The organism is Paenibacillus rigui (assembly GCF_002234615.1).
Lineage (GTDB): Bacteria > Bacillota > Bacilli > Paenibacillales > NBRC-103111 > Paenibacillus_S > Paenibacillus_S rigui.
Genome location: NZ_NMQW01000033.1, coordinates 125,259 through 143,115, shown reverse-complemented (window position 1 = coordinate 143,115; position 17,857 = coordinate 125,259). Strand labels below are relative to the sequence as shown.

Genomic DNA, 17,857 nt, shown 5'->3' with positions numbered 1-17,857 from the left:
CGTTTATTTCCCCCCGGAAAGTCTTTTTTGTAAAATACGGCTTGGAATGCCGATCGCCAGGTTGAACACAAGAACAACGATGAGAAGCAGCGCCGCGCTGCCTTTGGCGATTTGCTTGGCATCAGGCACAATGGCTTCCGATTGCACGTACCACAGATGAACGGCCAGCGTTTCTCCCATCGTGAGCGGATTCCAATCCGGGAAGAAGCGCGATACGGACAAGCCCGCCGTATAAATCAGAATCGCAGACTCGCCCAGCGCCCGGCCGGCAACGAGCGTAATCCCGGTAATCAAGCTCGGCATTGCCGCAGGTAAAAGCACTTTGCGAATCGCCTGCCAGCGTGTAGAGCCCAGGGCAAGTGAAGCTTCCCAGTACGAATCAGGCACCGAGCGCAGCGATTCTTCCGTCACTCGAACAAGTACAGGCAGGTTCAGCAAAGCGAGCGTCGCGGAACCGCCGATAATCGAAAATTTCAAGCCCATCAAATTAACGAACAACAGAAATCCGAACAAGCCGAATACAATCGATGGCACCGAGGACAAAGCCTCGACGGAAATCCGGATAAAATCCGTGAACCGGTTCTGCTTGGCATAAATCGTTAAGTAAATGCCTGCACCGATCCCGATCGGCAAGGAAAACAGCAGCGACAAGAACAAAATATAGAAAGAGTTGAACAGCATCGGTCCGACGCCGCCGCCCGCCATAATTTCCTGCGGCTTACCCGTGATGAACTTCCAGGACAATTGAGGCAGCCCGTCACCCAGAATGCGGACGAGGAACCACGCCAACAGCAGCATAATAACAACGCCGCTCGCCCAAAAATAAATCGTTGCAAGTCTATCTGTCGATTTGCTCGTCATTTCACTTCACTCCTCTTGGCGACATAACGGATGACGACGATCAGGAACAAGGAGATCAGCAGCAGAACAAGCGCCATCAAATACAAAGCGTTATTCCAGGTCGTTCCGTAATTCGTATTTCCCATATCTTTTACAATCGCGGTAGTCAATACGGTAGTGGAATCAAGAAGCGATTCCGGCATTTGCGGCGAGTTTCCTATCACCATGAACACAGCCATCGTTTCGCCAATCGCTCTTCCCATCCCAAGGATGGTTCCTGTAATGATACCCGGACGCGCTGCCGGAAGCAGCACTCTCCAGATCGTCTGCCATCTTGTTGCGCCCAGTGCCAGGGATGCTTCTTCCAGACGGCCCGGCAGCGCACGAATCGCATCTTCGGAGATACTAAGGATGGTCGGTAAAATCATGATGGCCAGGATGATAGCCGCAGGCAGAATCCCGTAGCCGATACCGCCGGTCATTTTGGCCAAAGCAGGAACGATGACCGTCAGCCCGATCAAGCCATACACTACCGAAGGAATTCCTACGAATAAATCAGTAGCCGGACGCATGATCTCACGCACCCAGTTCGGAGCAATCTTGGCCATAAATACGGCGCCTGACAAGGCCAGAGGAACTGCCATAACGATGGACAACAGCGTCAGCAGCAGGGTGCTGTACAAGAAGGCGAAAATACCGAATTCGCCCTTGGACGGCGTCCATTCCGGCGAGAAGAAAAAGTGCAGCGGCGACACGTCTGCGAAGGTTTTCATACCCTGCATACCTACGAATACAATAATGGAAAAAATAATGGCCGATACGAGAATCGCGCTGCCTATAAAGATAAATTTCATCCATTGATCGTAACGGTTTTGTTTCTTGGTCCAATGACTTAATTTCTTGTCCAGCTTCATTTTTTCAGTCAGCTTCTCAGCGATAGAACTCACAACCTTTGCCCCCCAGCTCATGTAAATTGCTTGAATACGGATTGGTTTGGTACCGTATGTTTTTTTCAGCGAACACCTCGTGCTCTCTAGTTCTTTTTTATCATAGAGGACAAATGTAAAAGCCGTACGCGCGAATTGTTAAGGGAATGTAAAAATTAATATTTCGACAACATTCGGCAAACGACAAAAAGACACGGTCCAATGGACCGCATCTCCCTGTAGTGAACCTATTATTTTTTCAACAGGTTGGCAGGCAGGAACTTCAATTCTTCTACCTTTTTACCTTGGAAATCAGCGCTGCCGATGTAGTCCAAGAACGCTTTAACTGCGTCTTTAGCTTCACCCTTCGTGTACATATGCTCTACGCCATACAATGGATATTTACCGTCTTTAATGGAATCTTTGCTGAAAGCAACGCCTTCGAATTTCAGAGCTTTCAATGTATCGTTGATGTAAGGCGTATCTACATAACCGATCGCGCCGGAAGTGGAGCCAACCGTAGTAGCAACCGCACCGCTGGACTCTTGCGTTACGCCGTCTTTTGTGAATTCTTTGCCGTCAAGAACGATTTTCTTCACCAATGCTTTGGAGCCGGAGCTGTCAGGACGGTGAACAACGACGATTTTCGCGTCTTTACCGCCAACGTCTTTCCAGTTCGTGATTTTACCCATGAAAATGTCTGCTGCTTGCGCTTTTGTCAAGTTATCGACAGCTACGTCTTTATTCACGATCAAAGCAAATGGAGCGATAGCTACAACATGGTCAACCAAGCCTTTATCTTTATACTCGTCGCCAGCTTCGATATCGGAGTTACCGATGTCGGATGTACCGTCTGCTACGTTTTTCAACCCTGTACCGGATCCGCCTGCGGTTACGTTCACAGTCACCTTCGGATTTTTCTCCATGAATTCCGTTGCCGCTTGTTTAACCAAAGGAAGCAATGCGCTGGAGCCGGAAGCTGTAACTGTGCCGCTCAGTTCTTTAGCAGGCTCAGGCTTTTTATCTGTAGCTGGCGCTGTTGTACCCGCAGCCGGTGTCTTTGTATCCGGTGCTGCCGTTTTACTTCCGCAAGCTGCCAGAACCCCCATTAATAAAATTGCGATCAGTGCGAAACTAAAACCTTTTCTCGAGAAATGCTTCAACATCTTGCATGTCCTCCCTTTATTCTTGTGTGTTTTTTGTTTACTTGGACATCTTACCAACCGAATGTAAAGTGACAACCCTCGAAACGTTAACGGAATGTTAAAAATAATTCGGGTCCACATTTTACATCATCTTTACAAAATGAGGCTTTTGTCTTAATATTCCATCCCTATACTGGGCCTTAGATGAATATAATGTAGGATTTTGTCATGGAGGGATATTATGAGTCTTTGGAAGCAGAAGCTAACCGTTTTCAAATCATCTTCATTAAAAGTCAAGTTATTGTCGGGATTTTCGGTCATGCTGATCCTGTTCCTCGGCGTCGCTTTGTACAATTTACAGCAGGTTAACAATATTAAGGCCCACTTAAGCGAACAGAATGAGAAGGTCGAGCTGAAGCTCATGGCGCTGGAGCTGAAGGAGATGGTTCAGGAGCTGAACATTATTGCCTCCGGCTTGGAAATTTCGAAAAAAGTTGAATATATTCCTAAATATAATGAGAAACGCAAAGTTTTTGACGGCATGATCAAAAAAATCGGGGATACGGCTACGACCCCGGAGCAGATTAAATGGCGCAGCCAGCTGATCTCACTGACCGTGGATTATACGAATACGTTCGACGTCGCCGCGAAGCTCGTTCAAGAGAACAAGCTGCCGCAAGCGGACCTCGACCGCAATATGGAGTACTTATATAATGAATCACAAAAATATATGGGCGATATTTTTAACAATGTGGACCAATTTTATATCGCCTATTCCAAAGATGCCGAGGTGGCGGTAGCCGCAACCCAATCCATGCTCAACCATACGGTTATCGTCATGCTGATCGCCTCGGTTATTGTCCTGATCTCCAGTGTTGCGATTGCTTACCTGCTGCTTCGGTCCTTTATCCATCCGATTCAAAAGCTGCAGCATGCCGTACGGCTGATGGCATCCGGTGATTTGAGGAACAAAATCAACAGCCGCTCTACCGATGAGCTCGGCAAGCTCAGCCGCGATTTCGACCATATGATCGACCAGGTGCGCGCGATGCTGTCGAACACCCAAACCATCGCTTCCTCCTTAACGGAGCATTCGAAAACATTCCACAGCTTCTCGGGAGCAACAGCATCTGCCAATGCGGATATCATCCGCGCAATCCAGGAAATTTCGGCCGGTGCCGATCAACAGGCCAATTATTCGGAGCAAAGCTCCTACATCATCACCGAGCTTGAGCATGAGATCGAGACAATCTCTGAATTCACCAATACGATGCAGCGCAAAAGCCGTGAAGCCGCGTTCAATACGCATACCGGCTCCGCGTCTATGGAAGCTTTAAAGGAAGCGTCCAGCCTGTCCCAAGAAGTGCTGGCCAAAGTGTACAGTGCCATGGAAGGCTTATCTGCAAGCTCCGCGCAGATTAACAAAATCGTCAACACGATCACGGATATTTCCCAGCAGACGAACGTGCTTGCTTTGAATGCAGCCATCGAAGCGGCGAGAGCCGGCGTTCACGGCCGCGGGTTCTCCGTCATCGCAGAAGAGGTCCGGCAGCTATCCCTGCAAACGAATCAATCGTCCAAGTCGATCGCTTCTATTATTGTCTCGCTTCAAAATCAGACGCAGTCGCTCGAAAGCTCTTTATTCGAGGCCCGCGCTTCCTTTGATCAACAAAAAGGCAAAATGAACGACAGCATCGATGCATTCCAGCAAATCCGCGGCTCCATGGACGAGCTGTCTTCCCATATCGAGCAAATTCACCAGCAGATTGCATCGGCGAAGGAAAGAAACAGCCGCCTCGTCGAATCGGTACAATTCGTAGCATCGATCGCGCAAGAAACCGCCGCCGGCGTGGAAGAGGTCAACTCGACCTCCATCCAGCAGGATGCAGCCATTCAACAAATCGCATCCCAAGCGGATGATATTCAAATACTATCCCAAAAGCTGTTTCAGGAAATAAGCCGATTCCAAATCGGTGGAGTGTCGAAGGAAGGGGAGCAAGGGGAAGGGCCGTTGGATTCAGGGTCAGAAGCGCCAACGAAAACGGAAGGCAATAGCCGTCATGGAGCCGAAGGCAAGTCTATCGAATCGACAGAGTCCCCGGCAAAAGTGCTCCAGGCCGCGTACGAGCCTTCCGCAGCCAACCCGGGTTCCCACAGCTCCTCCTCAGGCAGGCAAGAGCCTACCGGGTCCCAGTCCGGGAATTCCGTTGAAGTACATGACGAGGGACAGACGCGGGAGAACAAGCGCCAAGAGAAGGAAGAGGAAGAAAAGAAGCTGCTTCCGGTATGAGGTATACCTCTATCGAAGCCTTGCGAAGATGAGCGACCGCGTCGAGCGGCGGGATTTATCGCGAGGTGATAAGCAAAAGCCGTGATGGCTGCCCCCTGGAGGGGCTTCCGTCACGGCTTTTTATTATGCTGTTTCCACGTAAACAGCGTGGTCTTGTCCGGCAGCTTTACCCGCCGGTCCTTCGGGATGCTTACCCTTTGCGAGGTATAAATCCCGCTGTGGCCCGAGAATAAATAGCTGATCACACAGGCTGCAAACATGTACACCGCAGCCTCGGAGCCGAACAGCTCGATGCCCAGCAAAAAGCAGGCTATCGGCGTATTCGTCGCTCCGCAAAATACCGCAATCAGCCCGAGGCCAGCCAGAAAAGAACCGGACAGCTGCAGCAGCGGGGCCAGTGCATTGCCGAGTGTGGCGCCAATTACGAACAGCGGGGTCACTTCCCCGCCTTGGTAGCCTGCCCCCAGCGTCAAGGAAGTGAATACCAGCTTCCAAAGAAAGGCCCAGCTGGAGACCGCTTCATGAAACGACTGCTGCAGCAGCGGCAGCCCTAACCCAAGATAATCCCTTGTCCCTGCTGCATATACAAGCAGGATGACGACACATCCGCCTGCAAAGCTCTTGACCGCCGGATGCGGCAGCAGCTTTGCAAACCAGAGCTTCAGCTTATGCGTCAGCTCGCTGAATGCAAGACTCGTCAGGCCGAATAGGATCGAGGCCGCGGCGACTTTTCCAAGCACGGCTAAGCTGAGGGGCGGGACGGCTCCCATTGCATAATGCGCATGATGAATCCCCCAGGCCGTCGTCACGGCATGTCCCGCCAAGCTTGCGGTCAGGCACGGAAGCAGCGCCTCGTAGCGGATCAATCCGATGGCCAGCACCTCCAGGCCGAATACGGCTCCTGCCAACGGTGTACCGAATACGGAGCCGAAGCCCGCACTGATCCCGCACATGAGCAAAATTTTGCGATCATCCGGACGAATGCGAACCAGCCTGCCGAGCCATTCGGACAGGCTGCCGCCCATCTGCACGGCCGTGCCCTCCCGTCCGGCGGAGCCGCCGAACAAGTGAGTGATCAAGGTGCCTCCCAGCACCAACGGTGTCATACGAAGCGGAACCGGCACCGGGTCATTCTCTTCATGAATTTGCTCCAGGATCAGATTGTTCCCCTTGGCACAGCTGCCGCCGTATTTCAGATACACCCAGCTGACGAAAGCACCCCCGAGCGGCAGCAAAAACAGCAGCCAAGGATGGTCGGTCCGCAGCCCGGTTACCCCATCCAAACTGCTGAGGAACAACGCGGAAGCCGAGCCCGACAACGCACCGACGGCTGACGCTAGAAAAAGCCATTGAAGCACGTAAGCTGCAATACCTTTGTGCAGGCTTAATTTATCGTAATAACCATTGATCCACCGCATAAGCAATCCCATCCTCGTGCATCGTTTGGGTCACGAACCGCGCCTTTGCCTTTAGAGCGTCCCCCGCATTCCCCATAGCAATCCCCATCCCGACCGTCTCAATCATTTCCAGATCGTTCAGTCCATCGCCGAATGCAGCAGCTTCTTCCTTAGGAATGCCCAAATGATCGAGCAGCTTCATTAAGCCGACCGCTTTATTCATGCCGCTCGGATTGAAGTCTACGGCCCAATCACGCCAGCGGTGGACATAAAGAGGCTCCTGCTCCTGCCCGGTATAGGCGGCTTCCTCCTGCTCCGTGCAAAATACGATGCATTGATAGATGTCCGGCACATCGTCTATTGATTGCAGCTGCACCGGCTCCATAAAGCCGATTTCGACTTGCGCCCTACGGAAAAGCGGCGCATCGGGCCGGTTGCTGAACATGAGCTCCGCCCCGTATAACAGCACCTCATGTCCGGCCCGCTCCGCCTCACGCAGCCAGCGTGTAACCGTCTCTTTTTCAAAAGGCGTACCGAAAACCGTCGACCCGCGGTGTCCAATATGGCTGCCGTTGCATGTAATCGCCCAATCGATTTCCAGCTCCTTATACAGCGAAGCCATCTCGTATTCACTGCGACCGGTGCATAACGCAAGCTGCACGCCCTCTTCTTTCAGCTTATGCAGTGCAAGCTTGGTGGACTCAGGCAAATAGTCTCTGTCCCTGAGTGTACCGTCTACATCAAATGCCGCCAGTTTAATCATCTGTTCCCCACTCCATTCATTAGCCGCAACGGCTTGTCAGCTTTCAACATAACATGAGTAAGAAGTCTAAGACAAGGGGGGGCACCATGACCCGCTCTCAAGTCAAAACGTATCAACACCGCGGTCGGTATCGTCAGAATTCGCCCCTAGCATGGGAAACAAAAAGAAAAACAAGCCCCTGGAGGCTTGCTTTTCCGTTTTTCCATTTCCTATCTTTTCATTTTCCCCTGTGCTTCCATTTGCTGCAAAGCTTTCAATAAAGCTTCCTGCTCCTGCGGAGTCATCGATTCGAGAGACTCGGCCAATGTGTCGGGATCCAGCTCATCCAAGGAGAGTCCGCTCATCGGATTCGCCTGCTGCGGCTGCTGCATTCCAGATGTGCGGCCGTACGGGCTGCCATATGAATTACCGTAAGGCAATCCTAAGCTGAGCAGCAGATCTTTATTTTTGTCCATAAATTTCTGGACACCCATCATGACCTCTTGGTACAGCTGCATTTGATCCCGCTCGGACAGGTTCGCTAAATCGATGGCATTTTCCTTCGTGAATTCAGGCAGCTTCACTTCCACACCGAGCTCCTGCTTGCTGTGCAGCTTGAAGCCAAGCGCCTTCAGCTCGTTTTGTGCCTTCATATCCTTGAAGGAAAGCCGTACATCGTAATCGGCTTCCCGCTGCTTCTCGCTTTTATTCACCGCAGCCGATACGGTACCTTCTACCGTTCCTGCCGCATCCCCGTTCCCGGTAACCTTGAAAGTATATTTCCCAGTATCTTTGGATGCGCTCTGGGTCACGTCGTAATCCAAGTCCAGCGCGGCCCCAGTCCCATCCTGCTTGCCTCCGGTTTCTTTCAGATTGAAAACAACCTTGCCTTTACCGCCAGCGTCACTCAGATTGGACGAATGGACGAGCTTCAACTCGTTATTTTCATTATCCCCCTTCTTCGCCTGGATGGAAAAGAGGGTGCGCTGTTTGAATTCATTATCGCTCCAATTCGCTGCTTTCACGAGAACTTCATTGCTGTTCCCATTCGACTTCGTATGGTAAACCAGCTTCCGTTCCAAAATTTCATGCTTACCGTTAATATAAACGGTCATTGTGGCCCCTTCACTGAAAGCACCGTTATCTCCCGACTTCTTGAGGTCATCGGTAAATTGCTTCCACCATTTTGCAAAATCATCCTTGCTCCATTCCTTCGTCTCGTAACCGGCGTCCTTCATCAGCTTCGTTACATTGCTCGACCGGGTATACAGGATATCCTGCAGTGCCGTATCGGCCGCCAAACGGTCTGCAAAGCTGTTGACGAGCCGTTTCATATCATTCTCCGTAAAAGTAACCGTCAGCTCCCGGCTCTTGATGCTGGCATTTTCCTCCTGCATGAGGCTGTCCTTCTTGATCTGAACTTGATTCTCCTCAATATTACTCGCATACAGCAGAGCATACGGCTGCAGTACGTTCTGAAGCTCCTCCTGCTTGATCGAAACGGCATTCGCCAAATCCTTATAGGTCAGCACCTTCTTCGGGATACTGTCCGAATATTCTTTGCGGAACTGCTCCAAGTCCTTCATATTCACATAACCGTACTTCGAGTACAGTACCGGAATCCGAACGGCCAGCTTCTCCGCATCCATCGCCATGTCCACCCCTAGCAGCGGGTCGCTGCCCACCTGCCAGTTGAATTGGTATACCTGCTTTTGTCCTGCAAGATCCTCTTGAATATCAGCTGTCAGCTTGCTTTTTTTTAATACATCAAGCAAGCCTTTCGTCTGCTTATTTTGCTCGGTCAAATCGATCGTCAGATCCGAGAGATCAACGACCGAATGCGTTGGTTTATCGAGCAGGGGCGTTACCTCTTTATTGTACTTATCCAGCAGCTCGGTCAGCGATGCTTTCGCCCGAATCATTTCGGTCAGCTCCGACTGCAAATAAATCGTTTTGGCGCTCTTGAATACATCGTACTTGGCATAAGCCAAATAGCTCCCGCCCAAAGCGACGGCCACTACCGGCACGCCGATCAAAGCCAGCCGGAGCATGCCTTTCTTGGATGATCCGGTGCCATTCGGCGGCAGGATCGTCTCATTTTCAAAAGATGTCATTCCAATATCCTCCCATGATAAAAATTGACATAGTCATCACTTTACCATGGAAACATCCAGTTTGTATACCATATTGTGGAATTTTATGACGAAAGTTGTCCTATTCTGGGTCTCACGTCTTGCCTGTGGATACCGTAGATCCATTTGCAGTTATCGTCTCCTCGTCCCTGGATTTCGTCAAAAAAGCTCCGCCGATCAAGAAAGCGCCGCTAACATAGAAAACGGAAATCAATCCCGCGGAACTCCCGAGCAAACCGAAAAAAAGCGGCGCAATCAATTGAGACAGCCGATTGGCGGCAAGCCGCAGCCCCAGCACCTCACCCGTCCTGGACTTAGGGGATGCATTATAGGTTGTCGTCATCGACAAAGGCTGGCCGCAGCCCAATCCCAAGCCCATCAGTGCACTGAGGAGACAGAGCACATACACCCGTCCGGCGAACGGTACGAGTAAAAAAGCCAAGCCTGCCGTAAGAATGGATGCAAGCAAAATCCGATTGCGCCCGAATCTTACAGTTAAGCGGGATAAAAAGAAGCGAACGGTCACCATCATCATGCTTTGGATCGTAATAATCCAGCCGATGGCGGTTGCGGAAATGTGCAAATGCATCGCAAGAAGCGGAAAATAAGCGACAAAGGTATCTCTGGAATACAGCACCAGCGCACTGGATGCGAGCGCTTTGCGCAGAACCGGGATTTTGAGCAGTGTGAAGGAGCTCCCTTCATGCTCTGCCCGATCCTGCTGATTAGGCCGGATTATTACCGGAATCCATGGACAAAGGATAAGCGGCAGCAGCCCCATAAAGACGGAGGTCAGGAACACCGTGGCAAAGGAAAAGTGATCCGCCAAATACCCGGCTGCCACAGGTCCGAACACCCCGCCTAAAGCAACCGTCATCGAGAACATACTGAAGTAATAGTCCCTGTTTTCCTGGGTCGCGGCATTGCCTAATACGTTTTGCAAGGATACTTGAATAAACACCTGCGAGATGCCGACAATGAATTGGGATACGAATAATGCCCACATCGAAGGAAAGCAAAAGGGAAGCACTAAACCGATCATCGAGCCGATGATTCCGGAAGCTACCGGCAGCCGGTCTCCTGCATGATCCGCCAGCCTCCCCGCATAAATCGCTAACATCAAAGGGAAAAAGGAATAAGCGGCCGTCAGCAACCCGATATCCCATGTATTTGCCCCGAGACTGGATGCATAAAGCGGAATCATCGGCCTCGTCATGCTCAGCATCATTTGAAAACCTAACGAGATTGTATTTACATTGCGTAAAATCATCTTTCCTCACCTCTTACAACAGGAGTCGTTACAAGCTGTGAGCTCATTGTAATAGATGAGATGACATTGATAAAATAGCAATATTTTATGACTAGGCATAGAAAATAACAATGTCTGTTTTTCGAATGCACAAGCCTGCTCTACTTCCTTCTCCACGGACAAAAAAACATACCTCGATACACATCCGGAGGTATGCTTCTTCATTCAATATATGACTCGTGACCGATGCTTCATATATGGTATATATCCTGCTTCTCTACGAAACGAACGAACGCTTTCACCATGTTCAAGTGAAGGGATTCCTCATGATAAAACATCCATGTTTTTCTTGTCATGGGTACGCCGGAAGCATCGGTTAAATCAATGGTGTACAGGTCCGGAGCATCCTCCAGCACCAGCTTCGGCAGTATAGCAAACCCCAAGCCGTTGATCACCATTTTCTTGCACGTTTCGCCCCGGTCCATGACCATGCCGATGTGAGGCGGCTGAACATAATTTTCGGCCCACCAGCCGTCAATCAGTGCTTTGAACAAGGGGTCGGTCTGGTAGTCAATTCTAGGAAGAGCGGGAAGCTCCTCCAAACGCACGGGAGTACTGGAAGCGACACATATGGGCTCGTTGAACAGCAAATGCTTGCTTCCTCCCCATTCGTACTGTCCGCGAACAAAGCCGAGATGCACATCATGATGGTAAATCATATTGTACACATCCTTGCTCCAGCCGGTCATCACTTTAAACTCGACGTCAGGATACTCGCTACGGAACAGCTTCAGCAGCCCGGGCAGCTTGTTCGTCGTGAAATAATTCGATACCCCAAGCCTAAGCGTACCGGCTACCTTCTTATTCATGTTAGCGACATGCTCCTGAATTTGACGAAGCTTGATGAGCATTTCATCGGCACATTGGGCCAAATACTCCCCTTCGGGCGTGAACTGCACGCCTCTTCTTCCTCTTTGTACAATTTGGACGCCGTATTCCTTCTCAATCTGCTGCAGACGGGTTGTAAGCGTGGGCTGAGAAATATATAAGGCTTGCGCCGTTTTCGTAATATTTTGCTGCTCGTACAGCAGTTTAAGAATGAGCCAGTCCCGATCTTCCATAGGTCAACTCCTCTAATCATAAGGGGCGGAGCAGCAGGCCTTGCCCTGACTTAGCTTACAAGCTGCGTGCTACTGCTGTCCGTCGGGCGTTTGCAGCTGGATCCACAGCGTTTTATTGCGGAACTCTTCCTCCGCACCCAGTTCTCTACCGAACCAATCCGGTACCGTGAACCGCTGCGCGGCCTCAAGGTCCGGAAACTCGACTTCCACGACGATCAGGTCGATTTGCTTGTACTCGTCGATTTCAAACAGGTACGGACCGGCTTGAACGGTCGTACGGATTTTTTCCAATGGAATGAAGCTCGTGTTGCGCAGCAGCTGCTCGTATATCGGTTCCGTGATGCCATATTCGATTTCTTCCCGCACGAGGCCATGGCCGGATTTGAACGTATGTGTGAACTCGCTGGCGCCCTCCCGGTCAACAAGCTTGCGGATGCGAACCTCCTGATCCGAAGAGTACGCCAAATATGTCTGATAGATGGTGTGTTGCTTGACCAAACTGATCTCATGATTATCCAGCTCCCGGTTCGGGAATGCGGATAGCAAAAACTTTCTCTCTATTTCCTGACTCAACTTGATTTCCCCTCTCGCTTTCTCATAGTCCCATTCTACAACAAGTCGGATTCATTTGGTAACGCCAGTGTCGAGCAAATAGTTAAATAGGATGCGACAGCAGGTTAAAATCGATCTTGTCCGCAGCCTGCCTGGCGCTTTCTTCCAAATCCCCCGGGCAGCACTTGCTAAAGTTAAAAATAGACTATAGTCAAGCGATCTCTTCCGATTCCATAATATGGGCATCAACTGGATAACGCTTACATAAACATCGCTTTGCGTGATGCCTTTACTCCTTACGGCAGCCATCGCAGCAGCTCAACTACTTTATCGGAGGTTATGTTCATGAAAAAGAAATGGGTTTCTTATGTAACCGCAACAGCCATCGCATCCCTGCTTGTAGGCGCTATTCCTGCCACCGCAGCTACCGATCTGGGACATCAAGTGCTTGCTTCCAATGACGGATGGGCCGCCTACTCCACAGGCACCACCGGAGGCTCTGCTGCAACCAGCTCCAACGTCTTTACCGTCACGAACCGCAAGCAGCTGGTTACTGCACTCGGAGGGAGCTCCAATACGACACCCAAAATCATTTATATTTCCGGAACCATCAATATGAACGTGGACGATAATAACAACTCTATGGGACTGAGCCAATACAAAGACCCGGTTTATGATTTCAATCAATATTTGGCGGCCTACGATCCTGCCGTATGGGGAACCTCGAAGGTACCGTCCGGCACGCAGGAGGATGCAAGAAAAAGATCGCAGCAAAATCAGGCGGCCCGCATCATGATCGACATCCCTTCCAACACCACGCTAGTCGGCAGCGGGACGACCGCCAAAATTGTCGGGGGTAACCTGAATTTAAAAAGCGGCGTCACCAACGTGATCATCCGCAATATTGAATTTCAGGATGCCTACGATTATTTCCCGCAGTGGGATCCGACCGACGGCAGCACCGGCAACTGGAATTCCATGTATGACAGCATTACGATCAAGGGAGCCAATCATATTTGGGTCGATCACTGTACCTTCAGCGACGGCGCGCATCCCGACAGCACGAACGGCACTTATTTCGGCAGGGAATACCAGCACCATGACGGTACCATGGATATTTCCAATGCGGCAGATTATATTACTGCCTCTTACAACTACTTCCACGACCATGACAAAACATCGATTATCGGCAACAGTGACAGCGCCACCTCGGACGACGGCCATTTGAAAGTAACGCTTCACCACAATTATTACAAAAATGTAGTCCAACGTGCACCACGGGTACGTTTCGGACAGGTGCACATTTACAACAACTATTACGAAGGAAGCACAAGCAGCTCCAGCTACCCGTTCAGCTATGCCTGGGGCGTAGGCAAATCGTCCAAGATTTACGCGCAAAATAATTCGTTCAGCATCCCCGGCTTATCTGCCGCCAAAATTGCAAGCCTATTCAGCGGCGGAACGACCTTGTACGATTCCGGCACCGTCCTCAACGGCACCTCGGTGAACGTTGCCTCGAGCAACGGCCTTAGCACCTCCGTCGGCTGGACGCCTTCGCTCTATGGCACGATCGACGCAACAAGCAGCGTGCCTTCGATCATCATAGCCAATGCCGGCTCCGGCAAAATTCAGTAAGAACAAGGAGCTGCCGAGGATCGGCGGCTTCGCCATCCTGCAAGGACGGTTCTTCGTCTCACGCCTTTCCGCTTAGGGGGTAGCCTTCGCGGGAAGGCTTCTTTGCGTCTCCGGCAGCAGCGAAGCCCGCAGCAGCAAGCCGTCCTTCTTTTCTTCGGCGCTCAAGTGTATTATGATGAAATAGACTAGCAAGAACGTTAGTGTCATGAATGAACGAAGGAAACCCGCATGAGCTGCGTGCGACCTTCGGCTAAGGAGAATACATCCCATGAATGCAGAACCAAATACGATACGGACCACAGCGCCCTTGCTTCAGCAAGGCGGACGGGTCCTCATAATGACCTCGGTCCAAGCCGAGAAGGAAGCGGTCCTCCGCGGCCTGCGCGAAGACGGCCGCTTTGACGTTGTCGTTGCCGGCGTCGGCCCGGCCAGCGCTGCGGCAAGCACGGCCGCGGCACTGGCCGCCGCGGATTACCGGCTTGTCATCAGCGCCGGCATCGCCGGCGGCTTCCAGGGGCAAGCCGGGCTCGGCTCCCTCGTCGTCGCGAGCGAGATCATCGCGGCGGACCTCGGAGCCGAGACGCCGGACGGCTTCCTCAGCCTGGACGAGCTCGGCTTCGGCTCCGCCCGCGTCCCGGTGGACACCGCCCTTGCAGGGCGGGTCACCGAAGCGTTCCGCTCCGCGGGCTTGACGGCGCTCTGCGGCCCCGTCCTCACGGTAACCACCGTGACAGGAACGGCGGACAGAGCCGCAGAGCTGGCCTCCCGCGCGCCCGGAGCCGCAGCGGAGGGCATGGAAGGCTTCGGCGTAGCCACCGCCGCGCAGCATCGGGGCATCCCGGTTCTCGAAATCCGAGCGATTTCGAATCCCGTCGGTCCCCGCGACCGGGACGCCTGGCGCATCGGCGACGCGCTGGCCGCGCTGGAAGCGGCAAGTTCTCAATTACCGGAGGTGCTTACATCATGAATATTGCTTTTTCCCCTTGTCCTAATGACACATTTGTATTCCACGCTTGGGTTCACGGCCGCATTCCCGGCGCCCCGGAGCTGAAAGTGACGTATGCCGATATCGACAAAACAAATCATTGGGCCGCTGAAGGCACAGGACCCGAGGTGCTCAAAATTTCCTACGCCGCCTTGCCCTGGGTACTCAAGGACTATGCCTTGCTCCCTTGCGGAGGCGCATTGGGCAGAGGCTGCGGTCCGCTTGTACTGACCAAGGACGGTGAGACCACCCCGTCCGCCTTGGCAGGCAAACGCGTTGCGGTGCCGAGCGACCGCTCCACCGCTTACTTGCTGTTCCGGCTGTGGGCTGCACAGCAAGTTCCCGGCGGAGTCGGCGAGATTGTTATTATGCCTTTCCACGAGATTATGCCTGCCGTTCGCGACGGTATAATGGATGCCGGGCTCGTCATTCACGAAGCCCGGTTCACCTACCCGACATACGGTCTCAGTCTGATGACCGACCTCGGCAGCTGGTGGGAATCCGATACCGGCCTGCCGATCCCATTGGGCGCGATCATCGCACGGCGTTCGATGGATCTGGAGGCTCTTGCGGGATGGATTCGCGCCTCGGTGGACTATGCATGGACTCATCCCGAGGCATCAAGGGAATATGTGCTGCAGCATTCTCAAGAATTGTCCCCCGAGGTGGCACAGGCTCACATCGATCTGTACGTGAACCCGTTCACGGCAAACCTCGGTGAAGATGGCTATGCAGCCATCACCGCGCTGCTTCACAGAGCCTCGAAGGAAGGGCTCGTGCCCGAATTTGACCTGGCCTTGCTGCGTCCCTAAGTCAACCAATGCTCACATCCGATGTCCTCGGAAGCTTATAAATCCTATTGTTGGTGAGAAAACCTCTATCGAAGCCTTGCGAAGCTGAGCGACCGCGTTCAGCGGCTGGTTTTATCGCCAATAAGAATTTTGTTTCCGACTCATCGGAAACTTATAAATTCTTATGTGGTAAAAAAAGAAGCCTTATTGCACCATCTCGCAATAAGGCTTCTTTTTTATGTTTTTCCAGGGTTCATCGACTTGCGGTCCGCTCCATGTATCATCCTGTTTGACTAGAACCGTCTTTTTCCCATAATGAATGTTTTTCTGAATTTCTTCACAACAGCCGGAATCTCTCGAAGATCACGTTCCATGGCACTGTTACATAACGGACAGCTCGGTGATGCTTCCGTTACATATTCGTCCTTGATCCATGCATTGCAATCCGCTGCCGTACATTTCCATATAGGTACTTCCTTTGCTGCCTCTGCCTGTGCCTCTGTAGTAATAAGTGACATGATTTCCGTTCCTCCTGCATTTTATCTAGACTACATATTATTATACATAGTGGACCCAAAATGCAAGTCTTTTTCTGCAAAGCCCCTTCGTCTTCGCTTTTTAATGACCCGAAGGCTGCTGCTCCTCTTCGTTGGTCAGCTTGAGTACTTCCAGCAGCTTGAAAAACAAGCTCAGCACAATCGTGACAATCGTCGCCAGAGCCATCCCTTTCAGCTCGAAATGTCCCCATTTCAGCGTTGCCCCGCTAAGACCGATAACCAGCACAACCGTAGTCAAGATAAGGTTGATCGGCTTGGAATAATCCACCTTCGTCTCCACCAGCATCCGGATCCCCGATGTAGCAATAACACCGAACAACAGCAAGGAAACCCCGCCCATCACAGGAGTCGGAATCGTCTGGATCAAAGCAGACAGCTTACCGACGAACGATAATACGATGGCCAGCACCGCAGCACCGCCGATTACCCATACAGAATATACGCGGCTCAACGCCAGCACGCCGATATTTTCCCCATAGGTCGTATTCGGAGTAGAGCCGACCACCGCGGACAGCATTGTAGAAATACCGTTGCCCAGCAAAGAGCGGCTGAGTCCAGGGTCCTTGCTCAAATCTTTGCCGACAATGTTGCCCGTTACAATCAGATGGCCGATATGCTCGGCGATGACGACAAGGGCCGCCGGCACAATAATCAAAATACTGGCTGCATCGAACGTCGGGCTGTAAAAGGTAGGAAGCTTGATCCACGGCGCATTCCCGACGACTTCTCCTACATGTACCAAACCTAGCAGAGCGGCAAGCACATACCCGACAATAATCGCTATTAAAATCGGGATGACCTTGAATATCCCCCGAAACACGACCGAGCCCACCAGACCGACCAACAGCGTGATGACCGAAACCGTGACCGCCGTAGCATCTGGCGACCAATCGGCGCCAGCCCCGCTCGGTGCAATAAAACCGGCCATATTGGCCGCGGTCGGTACGAGCTCCAGTCCGATCACCGCGACGATGGCCCCCATCGCTGCCGGCGGAAACACCACATCGATCCATCGGGTACCCGCTACTTTAATAATCCAGGCAATGATTGTGAAGATGAGCCCGACGACCAGGAATCCGCCTAATGCAGCATTGTAGCCCTTGCCTCCCAGCACGACAAAAACAGGTGACAGAAAGGCGAAGCTGGAGCCCAGAAACGCAGGTATTTTTCCTTTCGTCATCAATATGTACAGCAAGGTGCCGATTCCGTTCATCAGCAGGATCGTGGACGGATCCACATGGAACAGGATGGGCACCAACACGTTGGAGCCGAACATGGCGAACAAATGCTGAAGACTCAGCGGAATGCTTTCCCCCAAGGAGGGGCGTTCATGAACTTGAATGATGCGAGACAATTTGTGTGACCTCCCTAATCATGGTATGAAGCTTAGCTTGCCCCATAAGTAAATGCTTTCTTCTTACTCCCGAACGATATCTTACCATAATTAAATTCAATAGGGGAACCGAATTTTTCACAAGCCTCTCTTCCCGCAGCT

15 protein-coding genes are annotated in these 17,857 nt (G+C 51.8%); 4 read left to right on the top strand and 11 right to left on the bottom strand.

The annotated features are described in order from the left end of the window. Positions 1-3 precede the first annotated feature (3 nt). The 3 genes from pstA to CF651_RS21270 all read right to left on the bottom strand — a co-directional run bounded on the left by pstA (position 4) and on the right by CF651_RS21270 (position 2,932). Complete coding sequence (pstA, locus tag CF651_RS21280) at positions 4-861, bottom strand: phosphate ABC transporter permease PstA (RefSeq protein WP_094016890.1); 858 nt, start codon at positions 859-861, stop codon at positions 4-6. Continuing rightward, a complete protein-coding gene (pstC, locus tag CF651_RS21275) occupies positions 858-1,754 on the bottom strand; it encodes a phosphate ABC transporter permease subunit PstC (RefSeq protein ID WP_179232928.1) in 897 nt (298 codons plus the stop codon). The genes pstA and pstC overlap by 4 nt, the downstream gene beginning before the upstream one ends. A 263-nt stretch (positions 1,755-2,017) precedes the next feature. Further along, positions 2,018-2,932, bottom strand: coding sequence for a phosphate ABC transporter substrate-binding protein (locus CF651_RS21270; protein WP_094016888.1), 915 nt, complete (start codon positions 2,930-2,932; stop codon positions 2,018-2,020). Between the two features lie 220 nt (positions 2,933-3,152). On the opposite strand from CF651_RS21270, the gene CF651_RS21265 reads away from it, so the two are divergent. Continuing rightward, positions 3,153-5,201 (top strand): methyl-accepting chemotaxis protein, encoded by a 2,049-nt coding sequence (locus CF651_RS21265; RefSeq protein ID WP_094016887.1) that lies wholly within the window; start codon positions 3,153-3,155, stop codon positions 5,199-5,201. A gap of 110 nt (positions 5,202-5,311) precedes the next feature. On the opposite strand, the gene CF651_RS21260 is transcribed toward CF651_RS21265, so the two are convergent. The 6 genes from CF651_RS21260 to CF651_RS21235 form a co-directional block, all read right to left on the bottom strand. Next, entirely contained in the window at positions 5,312-6,619 is a 1,308-nt protein-coding gene (locus CF651_RS21260; RefSeq protein WP_179232919.1) for a voltage-gated chloride channel family protein, read from the bottom strand. Next, complete coding sequence (locus tag CF651_RS21255) at positions 6,591-7,361, bottom strand: Cof-type HAD-IIB family hydrolase (protein ID WP_094016885.1); 771 nt, start codon at positions 7,359-7,361, stop codon at positions 6,591-6,593. The genes CF651_RS21260 and CF651_RS21255 overlap by 29 nt, the downstream gene beginning before the upstream one ends. A 209-nt stretch (positions 7,362-7,570) precedes the next feature. Then, the gene (locus tag CF651_RS21250; RefSeq protein ID WP_094016884.1) at positions 7,571-9,454 is read right to left on the bottom strand and encodes a DUF6583 family protein; all 1,884 of its coding nucleotides are present in this window, start codon (positions 9,452-9,454) and stop codon (positions 7,571-7,573) included. Positions 9,455-9,566: 112 nt separating this feature from the next. Then, a complete protein-coding gene (locus CF651_RS21245; protein WP_094016883.1) occupies positions 9,567-10,742 on the bottom strand; it encodes an MFS transporter in 1,176 nt (391 codons plus the stop codon). A 230-nt stretch (positions 10,743-10,972) separates the two neighbouring features. Continuing rightward, positions 10,973-11,842: a LysR family transcriptional regulator gene (locus CF651_RS21240; RefSeq protein ID WP_094016882.1), complete on the bottom strand. Its 870-nt coding sequence runs from the start codon at positions 11,840-11,842 to the stop codon at positions 10,973-10,975. 69 nt (positions 11,843-11,911) lie between these two features. Continuing rightward, positions 11,912-12,415 carry a CYTH domain-containing protein gene (locus CF651_RS21235; protein WP_094016881.1) on the bottom strand — a complete coding sequence of 168 codons (504 nt, stop codon included), beginning with the start codon at positions 12,413-12,415 and terminating at the stop codon, positions 11,912-11,914. A gap of 324 nt (positions 12,416-12,739) precedes the next feature. Between CF651_RS21235 and CF651_RS21230 the strand changes: the two genes are divergently transcribed. From CF651_RS21230 to CF651_RS21220, 3 genes are all read left to right on the top strand, one after another. Continuing rightward, positions 12,740-14,029 carry a pectate lyase gene (locus tag CF651_RS21230; protein WP_094016880.1) on the top strand — a complete coding sequence of 430 codons (1,290 nt, stop codon included), beginning with the start codon at positions 12,740-12,742 and terminating at the stop codon, positions 14,027-14,029. Positions 14,030-14,297: 268 nt separating this feature from the next. Then, complete coding sequence (locus CF651_RS21225; RefSeq protein ID WP_094016879.1) at positions 14,298-14,996, top strand: futalosine hydrolase; 699 nt, start codon at positions 14,298-14,300, stop codon at positions 14,994-14,996. After that, positions 14,993-15,826 (top strand): 1,4-dihydroxy-6-naphtoate synthase, encoded by an 834-nt coding sequence (locus CF651_RS21220; protein ID WP_094016878.1) that lies wholly within the window; start codon positions 14,993-14,995, stop codon positions 15,824-15,826. The genes CF651_RS21225 and CF651_RS21220 overlap by 4 nt, the downstream gene beginning before the upstream one ends. Before the next feature lie 272 nt (positions 15,827-16,098). Here CF651_RS21220 and CF651_RS21215 read toward each other — a convergent pair whose 3' ends face one another. Together CF651_RS21215 and uraA are read right to left on the bottom strand one after the other, a co-directional pair. Then, positions 16,099-16,323, bottom strand: coding sequence for a cold-inducible protein YdjO-related protein (locus CF651_RS21215; protein WP_094016877.1), 225 nt, complete (start codon positions 16,321-16,323; stop codon positions 16,099-16,101). A 100-nt stretch (positions 16,324-16,423) separates the two neighbouring features. Further along, positions 16,424-17,716, bottom strand: coding sequence for a uracil permease (gene uraA, locus CF651_RS21210; protein WP_094016876.1), 1,293 nt, complete (start codon positions 17,714-17,716; stop codon positions 16,424-16,426). Positions 17,717-17,857: the final 141 nt, after the last annotated feature.

Coding starts and splice junctions, on each gene's coding strand:
- pstA (WP_094016890.1), bottom strand. CDS start 861: ATGACGAGCAAATCGACAGATAGACTTGCAACGATTTATTTTTGGGCG.
- pstC (WP_179232928.1), bottom strand. CDS start 1,754: ATGAAGCTGGACAAGAAATTAAGTCATTGGACCAAGAAACAAAACCGT.
- CF651_RS21270 (WP_094016888.1), bottom strand. CDS start 2,932: ATGTTGAAGCATTTCTCGAGAAAAGGTTTTAGTTTCGCACTGATCGCA.
- CF651_RS21265 (WP_094016887.1), top strand. CDS start 3,153: ATGAGTCTTTGGAAGCAGAAGCTAACCGTTTTCAAATCATCTTCATTA.
- CF651_RS21260 (WP_179232919.1), bottom strand. CDS start 6,619: ATGCGGTGGATCAATGGTTATTACGATAAATTAAGCCTGCACAAAGGT.
- CF651_RS21255 (WP_094016885.1), bottom strand. CDS start 7,361: ATGATTAAACTGGCGGCATTTGATGTAGACGGTACACTCAGGGACAGA.
- CF651_RS21250 (WP_094016884.1), bottom strand. CDS start 9,454: ATGACATCTTTTGAAAATGAGACGATCCTGCCGCCGAATGGCACCGGA.
- CF651_RS21245 (WP_094016883.1), bottom strand. CDS start 10,742: ATGATTTTACGCAATGTAAATACAATCTCGTTAGGTTTTCAAATGATG.
- CF651_RS21240 (WP_094016882.1), bottom strand. CDS start 11,842: ATGGAAGATCGGGACTGGCTCATTCTTAAACTGCTGTACGAGCAGCAA.
- CF651_RS21230 (WP_094016880.1), top strand. CDS start 12,740: ATGAAAAAGAAATGGGTTTCTTATGTAACCGCAACAGCCATCGCATCC.
- CF651_RS21225 (WP_094016879.1), top strand. CDS start 14,298: ATGAATGCAGAACCAAATACGATACGGACCACAGCGCCCTTGCTTCAG.
- CF651_RS21220 (WP_094016878.1), top strand. CDS start 14,993: ATGAATATTGCTTTTTCCCCTTGTCCTAATGACACATTTGTATTCCAC.
- CF651_RS21215 (WP_094016877.1), bottom strand. CDS start 16,323: ATGTCACTTATTACTACAGAGGCACAGGCAGAGGCAGCAAAGGAAGTA.